Origin of the sequence: Anaerocolumna xylanovorans DSM 12503, from assembly GCF_900143645.1 — a bacterium.
In the GTDB taxonomy this organism is placed as follows: domain Bacteria; phylum Bacillota; class Clostridia; order Lachnospirales; family Lachnospiraceae; genus Anaerocolumna; species Anaerocolumna xylanovorans.
Window position 1 is genome coordinate 1,315,677 of sequence record NZ_FRFD01000003.1, and the last position, 16,460, is coordinate 1,332,136.

Sequence of the window (16,460 nt, forward strand, 5' to 3'; positions counted from 1 at the left end):
CTTTCTTATTTCTGCAAAAAAAAGAGGCACATGGACATTTATATATTGTCACATGGCCTCCGGTTTACCGGTCAACCCCTCAATATCAGTAAATTAAAGCTGAAAAACTGTTACTCTTTCTTCTGTGGTTGCTTCTCCAAAATCAAGAACTTTTAGTTTCTTTGGAACTATTTTATAGATGTTATGGGTTTCTTTTGTAATTTTGACATTGGGATTTTTATTCTGTATGATACCTTTTCCTTTTTCAAATTCCGAACTGTTTTCTACTAAAGCTGCTTCCCCATAAAGGATCACGTTAAAATACCTGGATATAAACTGGTTTTCATGCTGAAATAAAACCGCAGTATTTTTGTTCTCGCTTAACTGCGTATTTTTATTGCTGGTTTTTGATGTTGAAAAATAGACAGTATATCCTTCCAGACCATAACCTCCCAATATCCGGACGTCCGGGCTTCCTTCCTGGTCCGTGGTTGCCAGTATAATCCTCTGGTTTGATTTCAGATAATCTTTAATTTTTTCTTCTGATGCAGACATCCTTCTCTCCTTTCGAATATTACGGTAATCTATATTGATGAACAGTATCCTCCTTTCAACTCATAGTTATTTCATTCTCACCTTTTCATTCTTCTCGATTTGTACAATCCTTCCGTCCTGAATAACTACCACAACAGACCCATATTGAATGGATTCAATAAACTCCACAATCCTATGTATATCCCTCTCATTTACAGCACTTTTCCTCACAGGCTGCCTTTCATCACTTCCCACTCTTTCACCCCTTGGATTGCATATTCATACTTATCATATATGAATTATATGTTTTGTTTTTGATAGTATAACTTTTCTTTTTCACTTTGTCAATACTTTTTTTTACAAACTTTACTTGTTATGACGCCATAGATTTACCTGGGACTGCATTTCATTAATAACAGCCTGAATTCCGGCGGCCTTTAATTTGACATTAAGCTTATTAAGATACTCATCCGTATCCACACTTCCCGTATAAAGTGCCGGCCCAAATTCGTCTAAAATACTCCGAAAGCCTGATATCTGTGTAAGTACAGGTTCTGCATAGAAATCAAAGCCAAAGCTTGGGGCTGTCTCTAAGCTGTCATTAAAGCTCTTAAACTCACTCCATTTGTCAATTGGCTCGGATTCGGTTACATAGGTATTAAAAAGCCCTCCCTGAACCCAGTAAGGTACTGAATATTTCTTCTGGTTTTCCGGTATCAGGCGTATTTTGGTATCATAAACATAGGGCTTTCCCTTGGCTTTTTCTTTGTCTTCTTCACTTAAGGGAACCTTTGTATAATGAACACCCTCTAACCCATAATTAAGAAGATTCCTAAGATATTCATCGGTATTCACAAGGTTTAAAAATTCCACTGCTTCTTTGGGATGCTTTGAGTTTTCCGATATGGCTGTGAGGGCACCTCTGGCAGAAGCATTGGTAATCTGAACATCCATAATAGTGGAGGCTACTACATCATAGCCCAGATCTTTTGTCCATATCAGCTCCGCATAGGGCTGTCCGTCTCCCTTTGTTACAAAACGCTCCACACTTTTGTCATCGGTTTCAACGGCTGCATTCTGGTTAATATAGCCCTTTTGGTAATACTTTCTCATCACCTTTAAGGTTTCCCTCATCTTAGCGGTTTCAAAAACACTTTTTACTGTCAGAGAAGTATCTCCATATTCTATGCCTACCGGTTCCTGAATTAAATCCATATAAATAGGCGCAGAATAATCACTGGTTAAATACAGCGGAACAATGCCCGGTTCCTTTTCCTTGATAAGTTCAAGCCAGGGTTCCAAATCCTCCAGGCTGTGTATTTCCTTATAAGGAATATTATATTTATCCACGTACTTTTTCGTAAATACCCACATGGGCATATTGCCGATTTCCTTTTCGTTAGGAACCCCATAGATAATTCCTCCGACCTTGGCTGCTTCCCAGAATTTTGAATCTATCTTTTCATACATCTCTTTTCCGCACTTTGGCAGATAATCATTTAATGCCAGAAATACCCCTTTTTGTGCATTAAGAAGGTAATTATTGGCCCAGGAGCTGGTAAATGCCATATCGTATTCATCTCCGGTATTGATTATCAGCTGCATCTTACGGTTGTAATCCCCCCAGCCAATTTGGATAACCCGAAGAGAAACGCCGATTTTGGCACTTGTGTATTCATTTACCTTTTCCAATACCTTATCCATATCTGCCTGCGGGTCTCCAATCTGATACCAGAGCAGCTGAACGCTGTCGGAGGAATTCACCTGACCATTTCGTGTTTTTGCCTCTCTGTTATCCCGTGACACCTCAATAAACTTAACAACTCCCCATATGGCAAATAAAATTATAACTGCAGATAATACCAGAATCAGCGTTTTTCTTTTCTTCATATCCCGCTCCACTCCGCTGTCTAAAAGGCAGCATAAAATCTATTATCACTTTTCAGCGCTGTTATACTCCTTCATCTCCCTTAATGAGGCAGGAGATATTCCATAGCACTGCTTAAATTTCCGGTAAAAATAGCTGGTGTCTGTAAACCCCACCTCTTTTGCAATGTCATTTATGCGCATGTTGGTATTTAATATCAATTCCCTCGCAATGCTGTTCTTATAGTTTGTCACATACTGGGAAAAAGAACACCCCATTTCCTTTTGGAACAATTGTCCCAAATAGGACGTATTCATATGGTATTTATGAGCCAGGGTTTTTAAATTAAAATCTCCCTTATAGTTTTCCTGTATTTCCTTTAACAGTTGTTTTATAACAGGAGTAAGTTTTGAATTTTCCTTGTGAAGTTCGTCCATGATGTCAATGATTTCTGTTGTAAATAAACTCTTGATGGTACTGATATGCTCTGCCTGATTAAGCTTATCCACCAACTTTAGGATGGTGTTTCTTTTCTTGATCTTTACCAGATCAAACTCTTCCATAATCTCCTGCAATATCATGGACAGCTTAAAAATCATCTGAAACAGAGCGTCTGCGGATATTCTTTCTTCTCCTGCATTATTAATGAATAAATCTTCAATATAGTCAACAGCGGCTTTCTTATCCCCGCCTAAAAGTAATTTATGAAGCCTGCCTTCATCTACCAGGATATCCTTTGTCTTTCTGTCAACAATATGATTTAAGTCAATGCAGCTTCCATAGCCTTCGATCATGAAATATTTCTGCAGACTTTTCATGGTATCCAGAGCAAAGGGCAGTTCCTCTAAAGTTTTCGATAAAGGGGCAACGGTCATAAAGGAGGATATCTTAAGATTCGCCTCCAATTTGTTCTGAAGCTTTCTGTAATAATCATTTATTCCTGTAATACTGCCGTAATCAATGGGACGTAACAGCAATATTTCGTCCATTCTTAAATAAAATGCATAAAGATTGTCTTTCTCATATGCAGCAAGAGCTGCCATTAGCTTTTCCTGCATATTGACAGTCTTCTCATTTGCCTGCAGCTTCATTCTGGCAAGGCTGATACCGGAATTCTCTGTTTCAATTCCGATGGATTCAAAAAAGTTCTTATACTCTTCTGCCTCCATATCCCCATTCATAAAGCCTTCTAACTTCGTCCGGAAGTCTATTGTCTCTCTCTTTTGCCTGCCATACTGTTCCAGGCTGTTTATTGCTTTTTTTAAAGCCTCCTCTAACTTCTCCTCATCAATCGGCTTTAGGATATACTCCTCTACCTTCATGCCGATCGCCCTTCTTGCATATTCGAATTCATCATAACCGCTTAAAATAATAAAGCGGAGATTCTTACTTTTCTTCTGTAGTTCTTCTATCAGCCGCAGTCCGTCCATCTCCGGCATATTAATATCTGTTATGACAATATCGGCAGGCTCCTTCTCCCAAAGCTTTAATGCCTCCACACCGTCATGGGCCTTATGCACAACAGTCAGTCCAAGCCCTTCCCAGTCAATTATCCTGTCGATACCCTGCAAGATAAGCTCTTCATCTTCAACCAGAGACACCTTGTACATGGTCAACCTCCTTTGGAAATCTTATTATGACCTTCAATCCTCTGTCCCGATTTTCCTCTATATGAACCCCATACTTATCCCCATAAGCTCTTTTTAGCCGTCTGTGTACGTTTAAGAGCCCGATAGAACCTGTTCCGTTGTCATCTTCATTAAGTTCTAAGTTCTTTTCCCTGATTTCCTCCCCTGTCATTCCCTTGCCATTATCCTCTACGGATACTGCCATGGCTTCCTCTTCTTCCCAAACCCTGATAAGAAGGTAATTATCTTCCTCCTTTAAACGGATTCCATGAACGAAGTAATTCTCAACAAGGGGCTGGACAATAAACTTCATTACCGGCCTTTCCATATATTCCTCCCGGCAGTCGATATCAAAGCGGAATTTATCTGCAAAGCGGAATTCAAATACCTCCAGGTATTTCTTACAGTAATACAGTTCCTTGGCTATGGTAATAATATTGCTTTCCTTTACCTGGCTGCGGAAGATTACCGCCAGATTATAAAGCATCTTTCCTACTTCCTTATCATCATTTAAAATGGCCTTCATTCGGATGGATTCTAAGGTATTATAAAGAAAGTGCGGATTAATCTGGCTTTGCAGGGCATTCATTTCTGCATTCTTCTGTTCGATTTCCGCTAAATACCTTTTCTTGATGTGGCTGTCCAAATCCTTGCACATACGGTTGAAATGCTCCCCAATAATATCAATCTCATCCTTTTTCTTATCCTTTATGGAATCAAAGGAGACATTAAGATTACCGCTTTTCACCTGCTCCATGGTGGACAGCAGTTCCTCCAATCTTTTCGTAAAGTAATCCAGTCTTACATGGATAATAATCTCTCCCAGTAAAAATAATGTAAACCCAAGAAGCAGCAGGGATAACCACTGTATGAGAGGAATCTTTTCTGCCTGACTTGTCTTCATATAGCAAAGGATATTCATCTCATCCATCTTACTGTAGGAGACATGTGCCTTTAATTTGCTCTCCATCTGCTTCTGACTGACAAGGCTTCCCTTTCTGTCATAGAGAAGAACCATGTTAAGCCCTGGATCCGACTGGTAGATAATTCGTCCGTCATCCGTAAATACTGCCAGCTGGGATTTTTTATAATACTGATATTCCTTCTCAAAGCCTTTTGAGCTGAAAGTAATCTTCATAAAGCCCACATTTTCCAGATTATCAGTATTGTGTATCTCCTTGATGAAGGTAATCGTCCCATCCTCTGTCTGGATTCGGTCTTTAATCAAAGTATCAATGTTATTATCCAGCTTTTTTGTCCGGATATCATTGCTTTTGTAGAAGGTAGTAACCTCTTTGTTGGAGTAGCTGACAAAGGCTATTTCGGTAATATAATCAGACAATTCCAAGGCACTTCCTGCAAAGTCCTCTATCCCATTGTAGCTTCCCTGCCTGGAGTTATAAAAAGCATCCAGTTTCTTTTCAAGATATGTTTCCATATCATATTCCAGGTAATTGGTCACATCCGTCAATTCATCCTCTGATTTGTAGAGGTTATACTGTATCAGGTTGGAGGTTTCCTCCATATCTTTGATATAACCGGAAGCATCCTCTAACAGCAGCTGACTGTAGCGAAGATTATTTTCCTTGGTCTGATCCCTGATACTGTTAATGAAAAAAAGAATAAGAGAAATAACAATCACAGTCATTATTAGGGTATAAGTCATAAAAAGCTTACGATACAGCTGATGAGATTTTATCCTGTTTTTTGCTTCTCTTATTCTTATACCCATAATGCTGTAACCTTTCCCTTCTTAGTATCGTAAATTATCCGATTTCAACCAGATATGTCTTAATCTCATAAGGTTTTACGGCGGTTGTTATCTCGGAAAGTTCCTGTCTTTCCTCTATCGGCCTTTCCATCAGGTCACATTCTCTGTAGCCCTTGACAGGGAAAGAGAATCTTACATTTACATTCTGCCTGGAACCGGTGTATTCGTGGAAACGGATAACAAGGCTCTTCCCATCTTCGGAGCGTTTAAGGGCGTCTACTTCCACCCATTCATTGTCTATTGTTATAAGGCTTCCCTCTTTGGAATCTCTGCCTTCAAGCAGTGTAAGAGGCTGGTTTAGAGCATAAGCTTCCTTTACCGTACCGCCTTCTGCAAAATCGCCTCCATGAGGATACAGGGAATAGGTAAATTCATGAAGTCCCTGGTCCTGTTCATAATCGGGATGTATAGCCGCCTTTATAAGAGTAAGACGGATAACATTTTCCTTAATATCATGACCATACTTGCAGTCATTTAACAGACTGACGCCATAGCCTCTTTCGGATAAATCCACCCATCTGTGGGCTACCGTTTCAAATTTTGCCTGTTCCCAGGAGGTATTCCAGTTATTTGCTCTTCTTACATTGCCGTACTGGATGTCATAGGTAGCATAGGTAGAACGGATATCTACGGGGAAAGCTACCTTTAACAGCTGTCTTCTCTCATGATAATCTACCTTTGTTTTAAAGTCAATTCTTCTGTTGTCAGCATAAAGGATAATCTCCTGATCAATAACAGAACTTTGGAAGTGGTAACTTAAGCGGATTACCGCTCTTAAAGGCCCTTCTTCCACAATTTCAAAAGAGGTTAACTCCGTAACTTCTTTCATCTTTTCCTGATAGAAGATATCAATATCCCATGCATCAAAGTTTAAAGGTTTATCTTCAAATATCTGAAGTACATTTCCTCTGTCTCCCGGTCTCATGACCTCTCTGTTATATTCCTTGTCGTAAATACCTGTTATCTGTCCGCTGGCATTTAAATGCAGCGTATAAAAAGGTGTCTCTATCACTTCTTTGCTAATTGCAAATACCTTGTTTTCCTGCCTCTTAAAAGGAGTACCCTCTCTCCAATACAGCGTCTTAAAGCCCATGGCAGGTATTTCTTTTACCAGAACCTTTAAGGTATCTCTGTCTTTTTGTACAGGATAAGGATTACCGTCTGCATCGGTAAGGATACCTGGCATTTCCTTCACTTCTACTATTTCATCACGGTCCCAATTAGAATTATTGAGAATTGTAACAGCTCCGTCTTCCTGCTTTAACAGGTCGGTAAAGGCATCCTCTTCTACCTTAAGGGCAATCTCCTTAATGGTCTCATAATCTTTAGCCGACTGCTCATACACTTCATGGATAGAGGAACCGGGAATAATATCATGGAACTGATTGGTAAGTATCATCTTCCACCCTTTCGTCAAATCCTCCTGTTTTGCATCGCTGATACTTCCCTTAAGGATACCTGCCATTACAGTAAGCCATTCTGCTTCCCTATAGAGTAATTCCATCTTACGGTTCATCCTCTTATTATGGGCATGGCTGGTATAAGTACCCCTGTGATACTCTAAATATAATTCACCGTCCCATGTATGGACATAATTATCTGTATTTTTTACCGTTTCCTTCAAGTCTCTGAAGAATTCTCCTGCTGTGGAGGTTTTAAGGCTTGGAAGCCCCGGTATCTTATCAATTCTTCTTCTTTGCTCTAAGGTATCCCTGTTAACACCGCCGCCTCCGTCACCGTATCCATAGGAGATTAAGAGTTCCTTGTTGATATCCTTATCACGGTAGGCCTCCCAGGCACCCTTTACGGTCTTTGGCGTCAATTGCCCGTTATAAGTATAAAACCAGGATCCCGGCTCATTCCAAGGCTCCGGGGTGGTAATAAAGTGTGTTAAGACTTTGCTTCCGTCCATTCCCACCCAGTAAAAGGTATCATGGGGCATACGGTTGTACTGGTTCCAGCTGATTTTTGTAGTCATAAACATATTGATACCGGATTTTTTTAATATCTGAGGCAGGGACCAGGAGTAGCCGAAAACATCCGGCAGCCATAAGTATTCTACCTCTTTTCCGAATTCCTCACGGAAGAGCTTACTTCCGATAAGAATCTGCCTTGTAAGGGATTCTCCGCTGGTTAAGTTACAATCTGCCTCTACCCACATGGCTCCGTCGGTTTCCCACTTTCCGGCAGCTACCTTTTCCTTTATCTTTTCAAAGATTTCCGGGAAATCCTTCTTGATGTACTCATATAACTGCGGCTGGGTCTGTAAAAAGACGTATTCCGGATACTGCTCCATCAGGCGCAGCACCGTTGAGAAGGAACGGGAAGCCTTCTCCCTTGTATGCTTAAGCTGCCAGAGCCAGGCCACATCAATATGGGTATGTCCTATGCATTTCACAGCTATCTTGCTGTTTTTGTCCATGCTGTCTATTCTGCTGTTAAGGTATTCATCCGCCTGGTGAAGGCTTTCATAAAAGTCTGTGCTTCCGGGATAGGACCAGTCAATAAGCCTCATTGCTTTTTCCAGGGCCTCTCTTAGTTCGTGGCGCTCCGTATCTTTATCTTCTAAAATATTAATCGTATCCATCACCATGGCAGACAGGTAGTAAAGGTCATCGACCTTTTCATCCAGCCAGGCTATATCCATTCTTTTTATTGCATGTTCCTGAGGTACGGGTCTGCCGCCTCCTTCAAGCCCTGACCAGAGCCTGAAAGTTAAATCGATCTTTCTTCCAACCATATCCTCTGTAAAGAAGACTTCCTTATGGTTGGAGTCAACTCCCTGGTAAGGCTTGCCGTCTACATATAACAGGGATTCAAAGCCGGAATTGTTGCCGCCGCCTGTGTTGCCGTAATCAAAAATTCCAAGAACCTTCTTTCCCTGAAGACTCTCCGGTGTCTCGATTACCTTATGAAGCCAAAGGTATTTATCTCTGCCCTTCCAGGTATCCCCTGTTTTTAAGATATCCCAATTCTCAAATTCTGTGGGAAGCTCCGGGTTTACAACTCCCTGTAAATCCTCTTTTGCCGTAAAATACTCCAGTGGGATAATGTCCCTGTAACGGTACTCCTTTAGTTCATTTACTCTTGCCTCAAGTTTTCTGTCTTGTAAAAACATGGTGACTCCTTTCATCCTGTGAAATAAAATAGGCATAAGGCGGGAGAAGTGCTGTGTTTGCACTCCCCCTGCCTTTCTAAATTAAAGTTCTATTTATTTTGTTTTCAGCCATTCATTAATCTGGTTCTGATATTCTGTTCTGATCTTTTCAAGACCTCCGTTTTTGGTAAGCTCACTATAAAGCTTAGGTACTACTTCTTCCGGATCACTTGTTCCGGTATAAAGTTCCTGTTTGTAACGGGACAGTATCAAGTCGCAGGCAGCAAGTTCATTTTCAACATTGGTTCTGTCAAAGGAGAATCCTAAGAGTACAGAACTTGTTGCCTTTTCATTCCATTCCTGTACTTTCGTCCACTGGTCAGCACTGTTGGGAGCAACCGGTGACATAGTAAAGAAGGAAGCCTGGGAATAAGCAGCAGGGCTATAGCAGTCTGGAGTACGTGTAACGGTACCGTCTCCGTTGTCTGTCCAGTCAACACCCTCAATACCATAAGCTAACATATTTCTCATCTTAGGATCGGTGTTGCATAATTCCAGGTACTTTAAAGCTTCTGCTTTGTGGTCGGAGTTGGAAGATATGGCATTAACAGAGCCTAAAATTGTTCCGGTGGAGTAAAGAGGACCGGCAAAAGGATGACTAACTGTATCTTTTCCGCGGCCTTTGCCCCAATCTACGTCAGAACCCGGGAAGCCCTGTCCTGAACTTACGATAACCCAAGCAGGACCCTGGTCTAATGTAGCAGCATCAGGATTAACAATACCATCTTTATACCACTTGTGCATATGTGTTAAGATATCCATGATATCCTGCTGCTCAAATACATTTACAACCTGAGCGTTCTTATCATCAAAACGAACACCAAGAGCTGCGGAAGGTCCTTCATAGTTCATAAGGAAACCATTGATACCATCTTTTGCAGTGGTTAAAGCGTAATCGGTACCTGTGATATTGCCGGCTTTGATTTCATCCTGCAGTTTATAAAGAACGGGATCAAGCTGGTCAACTGTTTCAATATGTTCATAGTCAATCTTGTATTTATCTACAAGTTCCTTATCCCATACCCAGTACTGTGTCTGGGAGGAATCCTTGTAGGTAGGAACGCCATAAATCTTGCTGTTAATCTTAGCACCGCTCCATAATGTTTCCGGTACGAACTTCTGCAGGTCAGGTGTATCCTTTAACATATCTGTGATATCTGCAAAAGCACCAAGAGATACTGCTGAAGAATATTTATCTCCGTTTGTAAACATGATATCAAATTTCTCACCGGAGTTAATCATTGCTGTAACCTTATCTCCCCAAATACCCCAGTCAAGGTACGTAAATTCAACTCCCACTCCGATCTTGCCGATGGAGTATTCGTTCATATTCTTCACTGCTGCATCCATGTTATTAGGCTGGCCTCCGATTTGAATCCACTTTAATATTACCGGATCCTTCGTTTTGTCATCCTTAGAAGTGTCTTTTGTGCCTGCTGTATCTCCCCCCGATACCTTACCGGCATTCTGGTTATTAGTGTTCTTTCCTTTGCCGCAAGCTGCCAGAGAGGTAATGCACAAAGTAAAAATCAGAAATAACGCCATAACCTTTGAAAACTTTTTCATATAGCTTCTCCTTTCAAATATCAAAAATTGATTTATATTACGGCTTTCGCCGGTAATACCAACTACTCTTTTACCGAACCGATTGTAAGGCCGGATACGAAATACTGCTGAAAGAACGGATAGGCACAGGCAATGGGCAATACTATAATTACTGCCATGGCCATTCTCATGGATTCCTTTGGCATTTTGGAAGCATATTCCGCTGCCGAGGCACCCAGTGTATTGGCATTTTGTGAAAGGTATTCAATATTTCTCTCAACGCTCATCAGTACTGCCTGCAAAGAGTACAGGTTTCGGTTGCTTATGTACATTAAGGACAACCACCAGTCATTCCAGTAGGCAAAACTTAAAAGCAACCCTATGGTAGCAAGCAAAGGCTTTGATACCGGCAGTACAATGCGGCTGTAAATTAAAAACTGGGAAGCTCCGTCCATTTCCGCGGACTCTATAATAGACTGTGGAATAGTCGTCTTAAAGAAGGTCTTGCATATGATTACCTGAAAGGAGGATACTGCCATCGGAAGTATCAGCACCCATACAGAATCACCTAAGTGAAGTACTGTAGTGTAAACATTGTAAGTAGATACAAGTCCTCCGCCGAATACCATCGGAATAAATACTACCCAGGTCAGAAATTTCTTTAACTTATATTCGCTTTTTGAAAGCACATATCCCATGGTAGTTGTAAGGAGCAGTCCAAGCAGGGTTCCGGTAATTGTAACGAAGACAGAGATTCCCATTGCCCTTCCTATCATTTCGATATTGTTCCAGAGATAGATATAAGCATCCAGTGACCAGGCCTTTGGAATAAAAGAATAACCAATGGAATTAATACTTTTAACACTGGAAAAGGATATAATCGTTATAAAGATAACCGGTATTACACAGCAGGCTGCAAGCAGAAGGAAAACCGCCGAAAACAGGGAATTCGTAAGAGGCTTTATCCGGTTATATTTGGGAAGGCTGTCTTCATAAGTCTTACTGTCATTTATATTTTTCATTTCAACATAACCTCTTTCTCTTTTATATAATGGCATTTTCCTTATCAACTATTTTTACAATCTTGTTGGATAAAAGGATCAATGCACAGCCAACTGCCGACTGTAAGAAGGCTGCTGCCGCACCCATATTAGGATTGGGCTGTTCCTTTATCATCTTGTAAATAAATACGTCAATGGTTTCCGTAACCGCGTAAAGAGAATTGGAAGCCTTAGGAACCTGATAGAACAGACCAAAGTCAGAACGTACCAGCCCGCCGACACTTAAGATAAACATCATAATGATTATGGTCTTCATTAACGGAAGGGTTATTTTCTTTGCCTGTTGCCACTTGCTTGCCCCGTCCATCATGGCCGCCTCATACAAAGAGCTGTCAATTCCTGTGATAGTCGCCAGATAAACAACCATGCCGTACCCCATACCCTTCCAGGTATTTAAGAAAATCAGGAACGGCGGCCAAAATCCCGGCTTTCTGTACCAATCATTCGTCTCCATGCCCATGGTCGGTAATAAATGATTCAAAAGACCTTTATCAGGACTTAAGAAAGCAAATACGAAATAGGTCACAACTACCCAGGACATAAAGAAAGGCAAAAACATGAGTGTCTGACAGAACTTCGCATAACGGCTGCTGTATAGATTGCTCATCATAATGGCTAAAGTGACAGGAACCACTATACCAAGTATGATAAAGATTACATTATAAAACAAAGTAAGCTTGATTACGTCTCCGCCGTACCCGCTGCTGAATAAAAATTTAAAATTCGCAAGCCCTGTGGTCTTACTGGCTAAAAGGTTGTAAAAAAAGCTTCTATCCGCATCAATGATACGGAAATTCTTAAATGCCATCAGGACACCAAACATAGGCATATAGCAAAAACACAAATACCATATTGTTGTGGGAACCGCCATGATGGTCAACTCTAAATCCCGTTTCTTCCATGACATCTTTTTCTTTTTTTTCTTGTTTTCCAGAGAAAACACCTCTTTCTTTTTGAATCTGCTGATAAACTCTAGCGACAAGTTTATTATAGATAATATCCGGTGGGGTTTATAGTTGAAAATTTATAGATTCACTGTACATATTGCATATATTTTATCTGCAGTAATACAGGAATATAGAAAAAAGCAACAAGGACAGCTATGGTCCCTGTTGCTTTTTGCATAAAATCATTTCAATTTGGAATTATTTTTAATGAACTCTATAAGCGGTTTCTCCTGGGCAAAGCACATGCCGGTTACGGTATCCGCACAGCCGTAGTAAATTGCTATTCTTCCGCTTTCCTTCTCATGAAGGGCCGCGCAGGGAAAGACCACATTGGGAACATCCCCCATGCATTCGTAGTCTTTCTGGGGAGAGAGCAGATACGGTTCTGTCCTGTATTTTACGATCCAGGGCTTTTCAAGGTCTAAGATAGCTGCTCCAAAGCTGTAAACATATCCGTTGCAGGAAGTAAGGACTCCGTGGTAAAATAACAGCCAGCCCTCTTCTGTCTCAATAGGAACCGGACCCGCACCGATTTTTGTTGATTGCCACCAGCCTCTGGGTCCCATGACAAAGCGGTGTTTTCCCCAATAGGTCAAATCCGGTGAATCACTGTAGAAGATATCTCCAAAGGCGGTATGTCCGGTATCACTGGGTCTGCTTAACATGGCAAAGTTGCCGTTTATTTTCCTTGGGAATAGAACTCCGTTCCGGTTATAAGGTAAGAAAGCATTTTCTACCTGAATAAAGTTTTTAAAATCAAAGGTATAAGCTATTCCGATGGTAGGTCCATGGTATCCATTGCACCAGGTGACATAATAGCGGTCCTCAATAAAGCATACCCTTGGGTCATAGCCATATTCAAAATCTGCGATTTCCTCTTCACTGCACTGAAATCGTATGGGTTCCTCATCAATCTTCCAATCCACCCCATCCTTACTGAAACCTGCATGAAGCCCCATTTCACGGCGTTTGTCATCACAGCGGAAGACTCCTGCGTAGCCGTCTTTAAAAGGCACCACCGCACTGTTAAAAATACTGTTGCTGTTCTTTATGGCATCTCTCTTTATAATAGGATTTTGTGAATATCTCCAGATTACATCTTCTGACCCGGCTGGTTTTTCTTCCCAGGGTATTGTGTGCGGGCTGGTTTGTGTACTCATTCCATACTCCCCTTTCGTTTTAACTTACAACCTCATAGTATTATTTTCTTCTGTATGGTAACATTCCAAAGCCGCCATTTCAACCGTTTCAAAAGGGTTTATGAAATAAATACCGTAAATCTAGAAATCTTCCAGCCAAAGTGTTTCCTGCAATATTCTATTTTGGGGTCTGTCTTAAGAATGTTAAGCTTGTTCAAACTTATTGCTTTTTGTTGCCATTTGTAATATACTACCAAATGTAAAAAAATATTGTTAAGGAGGTTTTATGGATAGAAAGCTATCAATTTTGCTTGTTGAAGACGACCGGACAGTTTGCGAAGAATTTATTGAATATATTGAAAAATCCAATGATGCAGCCTTGATTGGCGTTACCAACGATTCGGCAAAGGCAATTGAATATATAAAAGACCTTCTGCCGGATGTGGTTATTTTAGACTTGGAGCTTCACAATGGAAGTGGAAACGGCTTAATGGTATTGCAGGGACTAAAGCAATCCGTCATAAGCAAATATCCATATATTTTGATAACCACAAATAATTCAAGCCCTATTACTTACGAATCTGCACGTCAGCTGGGTGCTGATTTCATTATGTCAAAGCACCAGGCAGATTATTCCGTCAAAAACGTAATAGAATTTTTAAGGATAATGAAAACTGGCATACATAGCCGTAAGGAAACCTTTTGTGCCGCACATTCTACTACCGAGCCCACAGAGGTTAAGAATAAACGAATAATAAGCCGAATCAGCAGTGAACTGAATTATGTGGGTATCAGTCCCAAAGCTGTCGGCTATCAGTATCTGATTGATGCCATACTTCTGGTAATAAATCAGCCAATGCAGAACCTATGTAATGCCATTGGAAAAAAATACGGCAAGACGGAATCCAGTGTAGAACGCGCAATGCAAAATGCAATCAACAGAGCCTGGCATACCTCTGATATTGATAACCTGCTAAAATACTATACTGCCAGAATCAGTTCAGAAAAGGGCGTTCCCACAATAACAGAATTCGTTTATTATTACGCTAACAAAATAAAAAATGAATATTAAAAATAAGCCGCACCTACGTACAGCCTGTTCACTTTATATAGAAAGCCATTCCCAAAGCTTTTCCCAAAATTTCATCATTTAACATCACCCCGTTTCTTTTCAGAATTTATCATAGCTTTATTATATAAGAAACGGGCCGATAATTATGTTTGTTACTGTCAGGGGTTTTTCGTTACATATAGTTGTTTTTAGAGTTTGAGGGGGAAAATAATGTTAGTAACGGTCTTTAAATACTGTGCCATGATTATCTGTAGCTTCTACGTTTATGTCAAACTGCTCCACATAAAAACGGAACGTTGTATCTGTCTTCCGTGTGTACTGTTTCTTTTATTTTTTGTGCCTGAGATTTATTTCTTAAGGTTATATGCAGCACCTTTAAGTATTTTCATTATGGTCACTCTATTCACACTTTTTGTCAAAGAGGTCTTTAAGACACCTCTGGACTTATCTTTCATTACCTCTGTGATCTCCTTCGGAATTGCTTTCTCCACCTTTTTAATAGCTGCCGCTGTAACGTACCCTGCCGGATACCTTATTTCCCGTATCACGAAGCAGTATCCGTCCAATCTGTCTGCCATTATCTGTATCGGCATTCTTCAATTTTTGTTAGCAGCTATGCCGTTCCGGCTCAAACGCTTACAAAAGGGCATGCCCTTTTTGATGGGACATGACTCCAATGACATAGGTGTCTATATCAGCCTTCTGCTATTACTGGCCTCCTCCTTTTTTGGCATGAGCAAGAAAGCAGACTTAATATATATTATCCCTGTCTTTTTCTCCCTGATCTGTGCTCTTGCCCTTTTCTTCTGGTGGAGAAACCGTATTACCCATAATTACATCGAGAAGGTTAAAAGCAAGGAAATGGAAACCCTGCAGCGAATCATACAGGAGAAGAACGAAGAAATCGAACAGCTTAAGTATCACAATGAAGAATTGTCAAAAATCATACACAAAGATAACAAGCTAATTCCCGCAATGGAATTAGCCGTCAGTGAGTATTTATTATCCGCCGGAGATGAAAGGATTACGGAAGTACGGTCAGCCAAAGCCAGCGAACTGATAGAACAGTTAAAGAGTATCTCCGGTGAACGTGCCGGAATTATAAAGAATTATGAGACCACCTGCAAGAAGCTTCCTTCCACCAGTGTTACCTCCATTGACACGTTGCTTTCCTATATGCTGCACAAGGCAAGCTTATGTCAGATTGAATTTAATTTATCCATATCCGGAAGTGTCAATTACCTGGTTCAAAATCTAATCAAAGAATCAGATATGAACACATTGCTTGCCGACTTAATCGACAATGCAATCATAGCCACCAGGAAAAGTTCAAAAAAGAATATCATCGTCAGCATAGGCATTTTAGATGGCTGCTATTCTATTGATATTTTTGACAGCGGCGAACCGTTCATGCCGGAGACTCTTTTAAATCTCGGATTAAAGAGAACTACCACTCATGTCCATGAAGGCGGCAGCGGTATCGGCTTAATGACTGCCTTTGAAATTTCCAGAAAATACAAAGCCAGTTTTGTGATCGAATGCTTTAATGAGAAAAGCCTCTTTACCAAAAAAGTCTCTTTTTGCTTTGATAAATTGGAACAATACCGCATTAAGCCCAGATATACAAAAGAAATGGAATTGCTCTCGCTGCGTGGGGACATCATACTGGTTTAAATTAACCTTATTGCATTACTTTGAGGCCTTAGTTTCTGTACCTGATAACCACTTAGTCCTAAATCTGCCTTACTGTCGGAAAAACA

General features: G+C 40.6%; 12 protein-coding genes. 2 read left to right on the forward strand and 10 right to left on the reverse strand.

Annotated elements, in window-relative coordinates; translation table 11 throughout:
* Positions 1-93: 93 nt before the first annotated feature.
* The 10 genes from BUF11_RS05635 to BUF11_RS05680 form a co-directional block, all read right to left on the reverse strand.
* Positions 94-534, reverse strand: coding sequence for a pyridoxamine 5'-phosphate oxidase family protein (locus tag BUF11_RS05635; RefSeq protein ID WP_073587749.1), 441 nt, complete (start codon positions 532-534; stop codon positions 94-96).
* A 66-nt stretch (positions 535-600) separates the two neighbouring features.
* Positions 601-768, reverse strand: a complete 168-nt coding sequence (locus BUF11_RS05640) for a YezD family protein (protein ID WP_073587750.1) — start codon at positions 766-768, stop codon at positions 601-603.
* 111 nt (positions 769-879) lie between these two features.
* Complete coding sequence (locus tag BUF11_RS05645) at positions 880-2,403, reverse strand: ABC transporter substrate-binding protein (protein ID WP_073587751.1); 1,524 nt, start codon at positions 2,401-2,403, stop codon at positions 880-882.
* A 45-nt stretch (positions 2,404-2,448) separates the two neighbouring features.
* On the reverse strand, positions 2,449-3,990 hold the full coding sequence (locus BUF11_RS05650; protein ID WP_073587752.1) for a response regulator: 1,542 nt from the start codon (positions 3,988-3,990) through the stop codon (positions 2,449-2,451).
* Positions 3,968-5,740, reverse strand: a complete 1,773-nt coding sequence (locus BUF11_RS05655; protein ID WP_073587753.1) for a sensor histidine kinase — start codon at positions 5,738-5,740, stop codon at positions 3,968-3,970. The genes BUF11_RS05650 and BUF11_RS05655 overlap by 23 nt, the downstream gene beginning before the upstream one ends.
* Positions 5,741-5,774: 34 nt before the next feature.
* Complete coding sequence (locus BUF11_RS05660) at positions 5,775-8,897, reverse strand: alpha-mannosidase (RefSeq protein ID WP_175561979.1); 3,123 nt, start codon at positions 8,895-8,897, stop codon at positions 5,775-5,777.
* A gap of 93 nt (positions 8,898-8,990) precedes the next feature.
* The gene (locus BUF11_RS05665) at positions 8,991-10,502 is read right to left on the reverse strand and encodes an ABC transporter substrate-binding protein (RefSeq protein WP_073587754.1); all 1,512 of its coding nucleotides are present in this window, start codon (positions 10,500-10,502) and stop codon (positions 8,991-8,993) included.
* Between the two features lie 62 nt (positions 10,503-10,564).
* A complete protein-coding gene (locus BUF11_RS05670; protein WP_073587755.1) occupies positions 10,565-11,503 on the reverse strand; it encodes a carbohydrate ABC transporter permease in 939 nt (312 codons plus the stop codon).
* Between the two features lie 22 nt (positions 11,504-11,525).
* Entirely contained in the window at positions 11,526-12,449 is a 924-nt protein-coding gene (locus tag BUF11_RS05675) for an ABC transporter permease (protein ID WP_073587962.1), read from the reverse strand.
* A gap of 222 nt (positions 12,450-12,671) precedes the next feature.
* Positions 12,672-13,649, reverse strand: a complete 978-nt coding sequence (locus BUF11_RS05680) for a glycoside hydrolase family 130 protein (RefSeq protein WP_073587756.1) — start codon at positions 13,647-13,649, stop codon at positions 12,672-12,674.
* A gap of 265 nt (positions 13,650-13,914) precedes the next feature.
* Between BUF11_RS05680 and BUF11_RS05685 the strand changes: the two genes are divergently transcribed.
* A complete protein-coding gene (locus BUF11_RS05685) occupies positions 13,915-14,700 on the forward strand; it encodes a sporulation initiation factor Spo0A C-terminal domain-containing protein (RefSeq protein ID WP_073587757.1) in 786 nt (261 codons plus the stop codon).
* Between the two features lie 210 nt (positions 14,701-14,910).
* Positions 14,911-16,374, forward strand: coding sequence for a GHKL domain-containing protein (locus BUF11_RS05690; protein WP_073587758.1), 1,464 nt, complete (start codon positions 14,911-14,913; stop codon positions 16,372-16,374).
* Positions 16,375-16,460 lie beyond the last annotated feature (86 nt).

Coding starts and splice junctions, on each gene's coding strand:
- BUF11_RS05635 (WP_073587749.1), bottom strand. CDS start 534: ATGTCTGCATCAGAAGAAAAAATTAAAGATTATCTGAAATCAAACCAG.
- BUF11_RS05645 (WP_073587751.1), bottom strand. CDS start 2,403: ATGAAGAAAAGAAAAACGCTGATTCTGGTATTATCTGCAGTTATAATT.
- BUF11_RS05650 (WP_073587752.1), bottom strand. CDS start 3,990: ATGTACAAGGTGTCTCTGGTTGAAGATGAAGAGCTTATCTTGCAGGGT.
- BUF11_RS05655 (WP_073587753.1), bottom strand. CDS start 5,740: ATGGGTATAAGAATAAGAGAAGCAAAAAACAGGATAAAATCTCATCAG.
- BUF11_RS05660 (WP_175561979.1), bottom strand. CDS start 8,897: ATGTTTTTACAAGACAGAAAACTTGAGGCAAGAGTAAATGAACTAAAG.
- BUF11_RS05665 (WP_073587754.1), bottom strand. CDS start 10,502: ATGAAAAAGTTTTCAAAGGTTATGGCGTTATTTCTGATTTTTACTTTG.
- BUF11_RS05670 (WP_073587755.1), bottom strand. CDS start 11,503: ATGAAAAATATAAATGACAGTAAGACTTATGAAGACAGCCTTCCCAAA.
- BUF11_RS05675 (WP_073587962.1), bottom strand. CDS start 12,449: ATGTCATGGAAGAAACGGGATTTAGAGTTGACCATCATGGCGGTTCCC.
- BUF11_RS05680 (WP_073587756.1), bottom strand. CDS start 13,649: ATGAGTACACAAACCAGCCCGCACACAATACCCTGGGAAGAAAAACCA.
- BUF11_RS05685 (WP_073587757.1), top strand. CDS start 13,915: ATGGATAGAAAGCTATCAATTTTGCTTGTTGAAGACGACCGGACAGTT.
- BUF11_RS05690 (WP_073587758.1), top strand. CDS start 14,911: ATGTTAGTAACGGTCTTTAAATACTGTGCCATGATTATCTGTAGCTTC.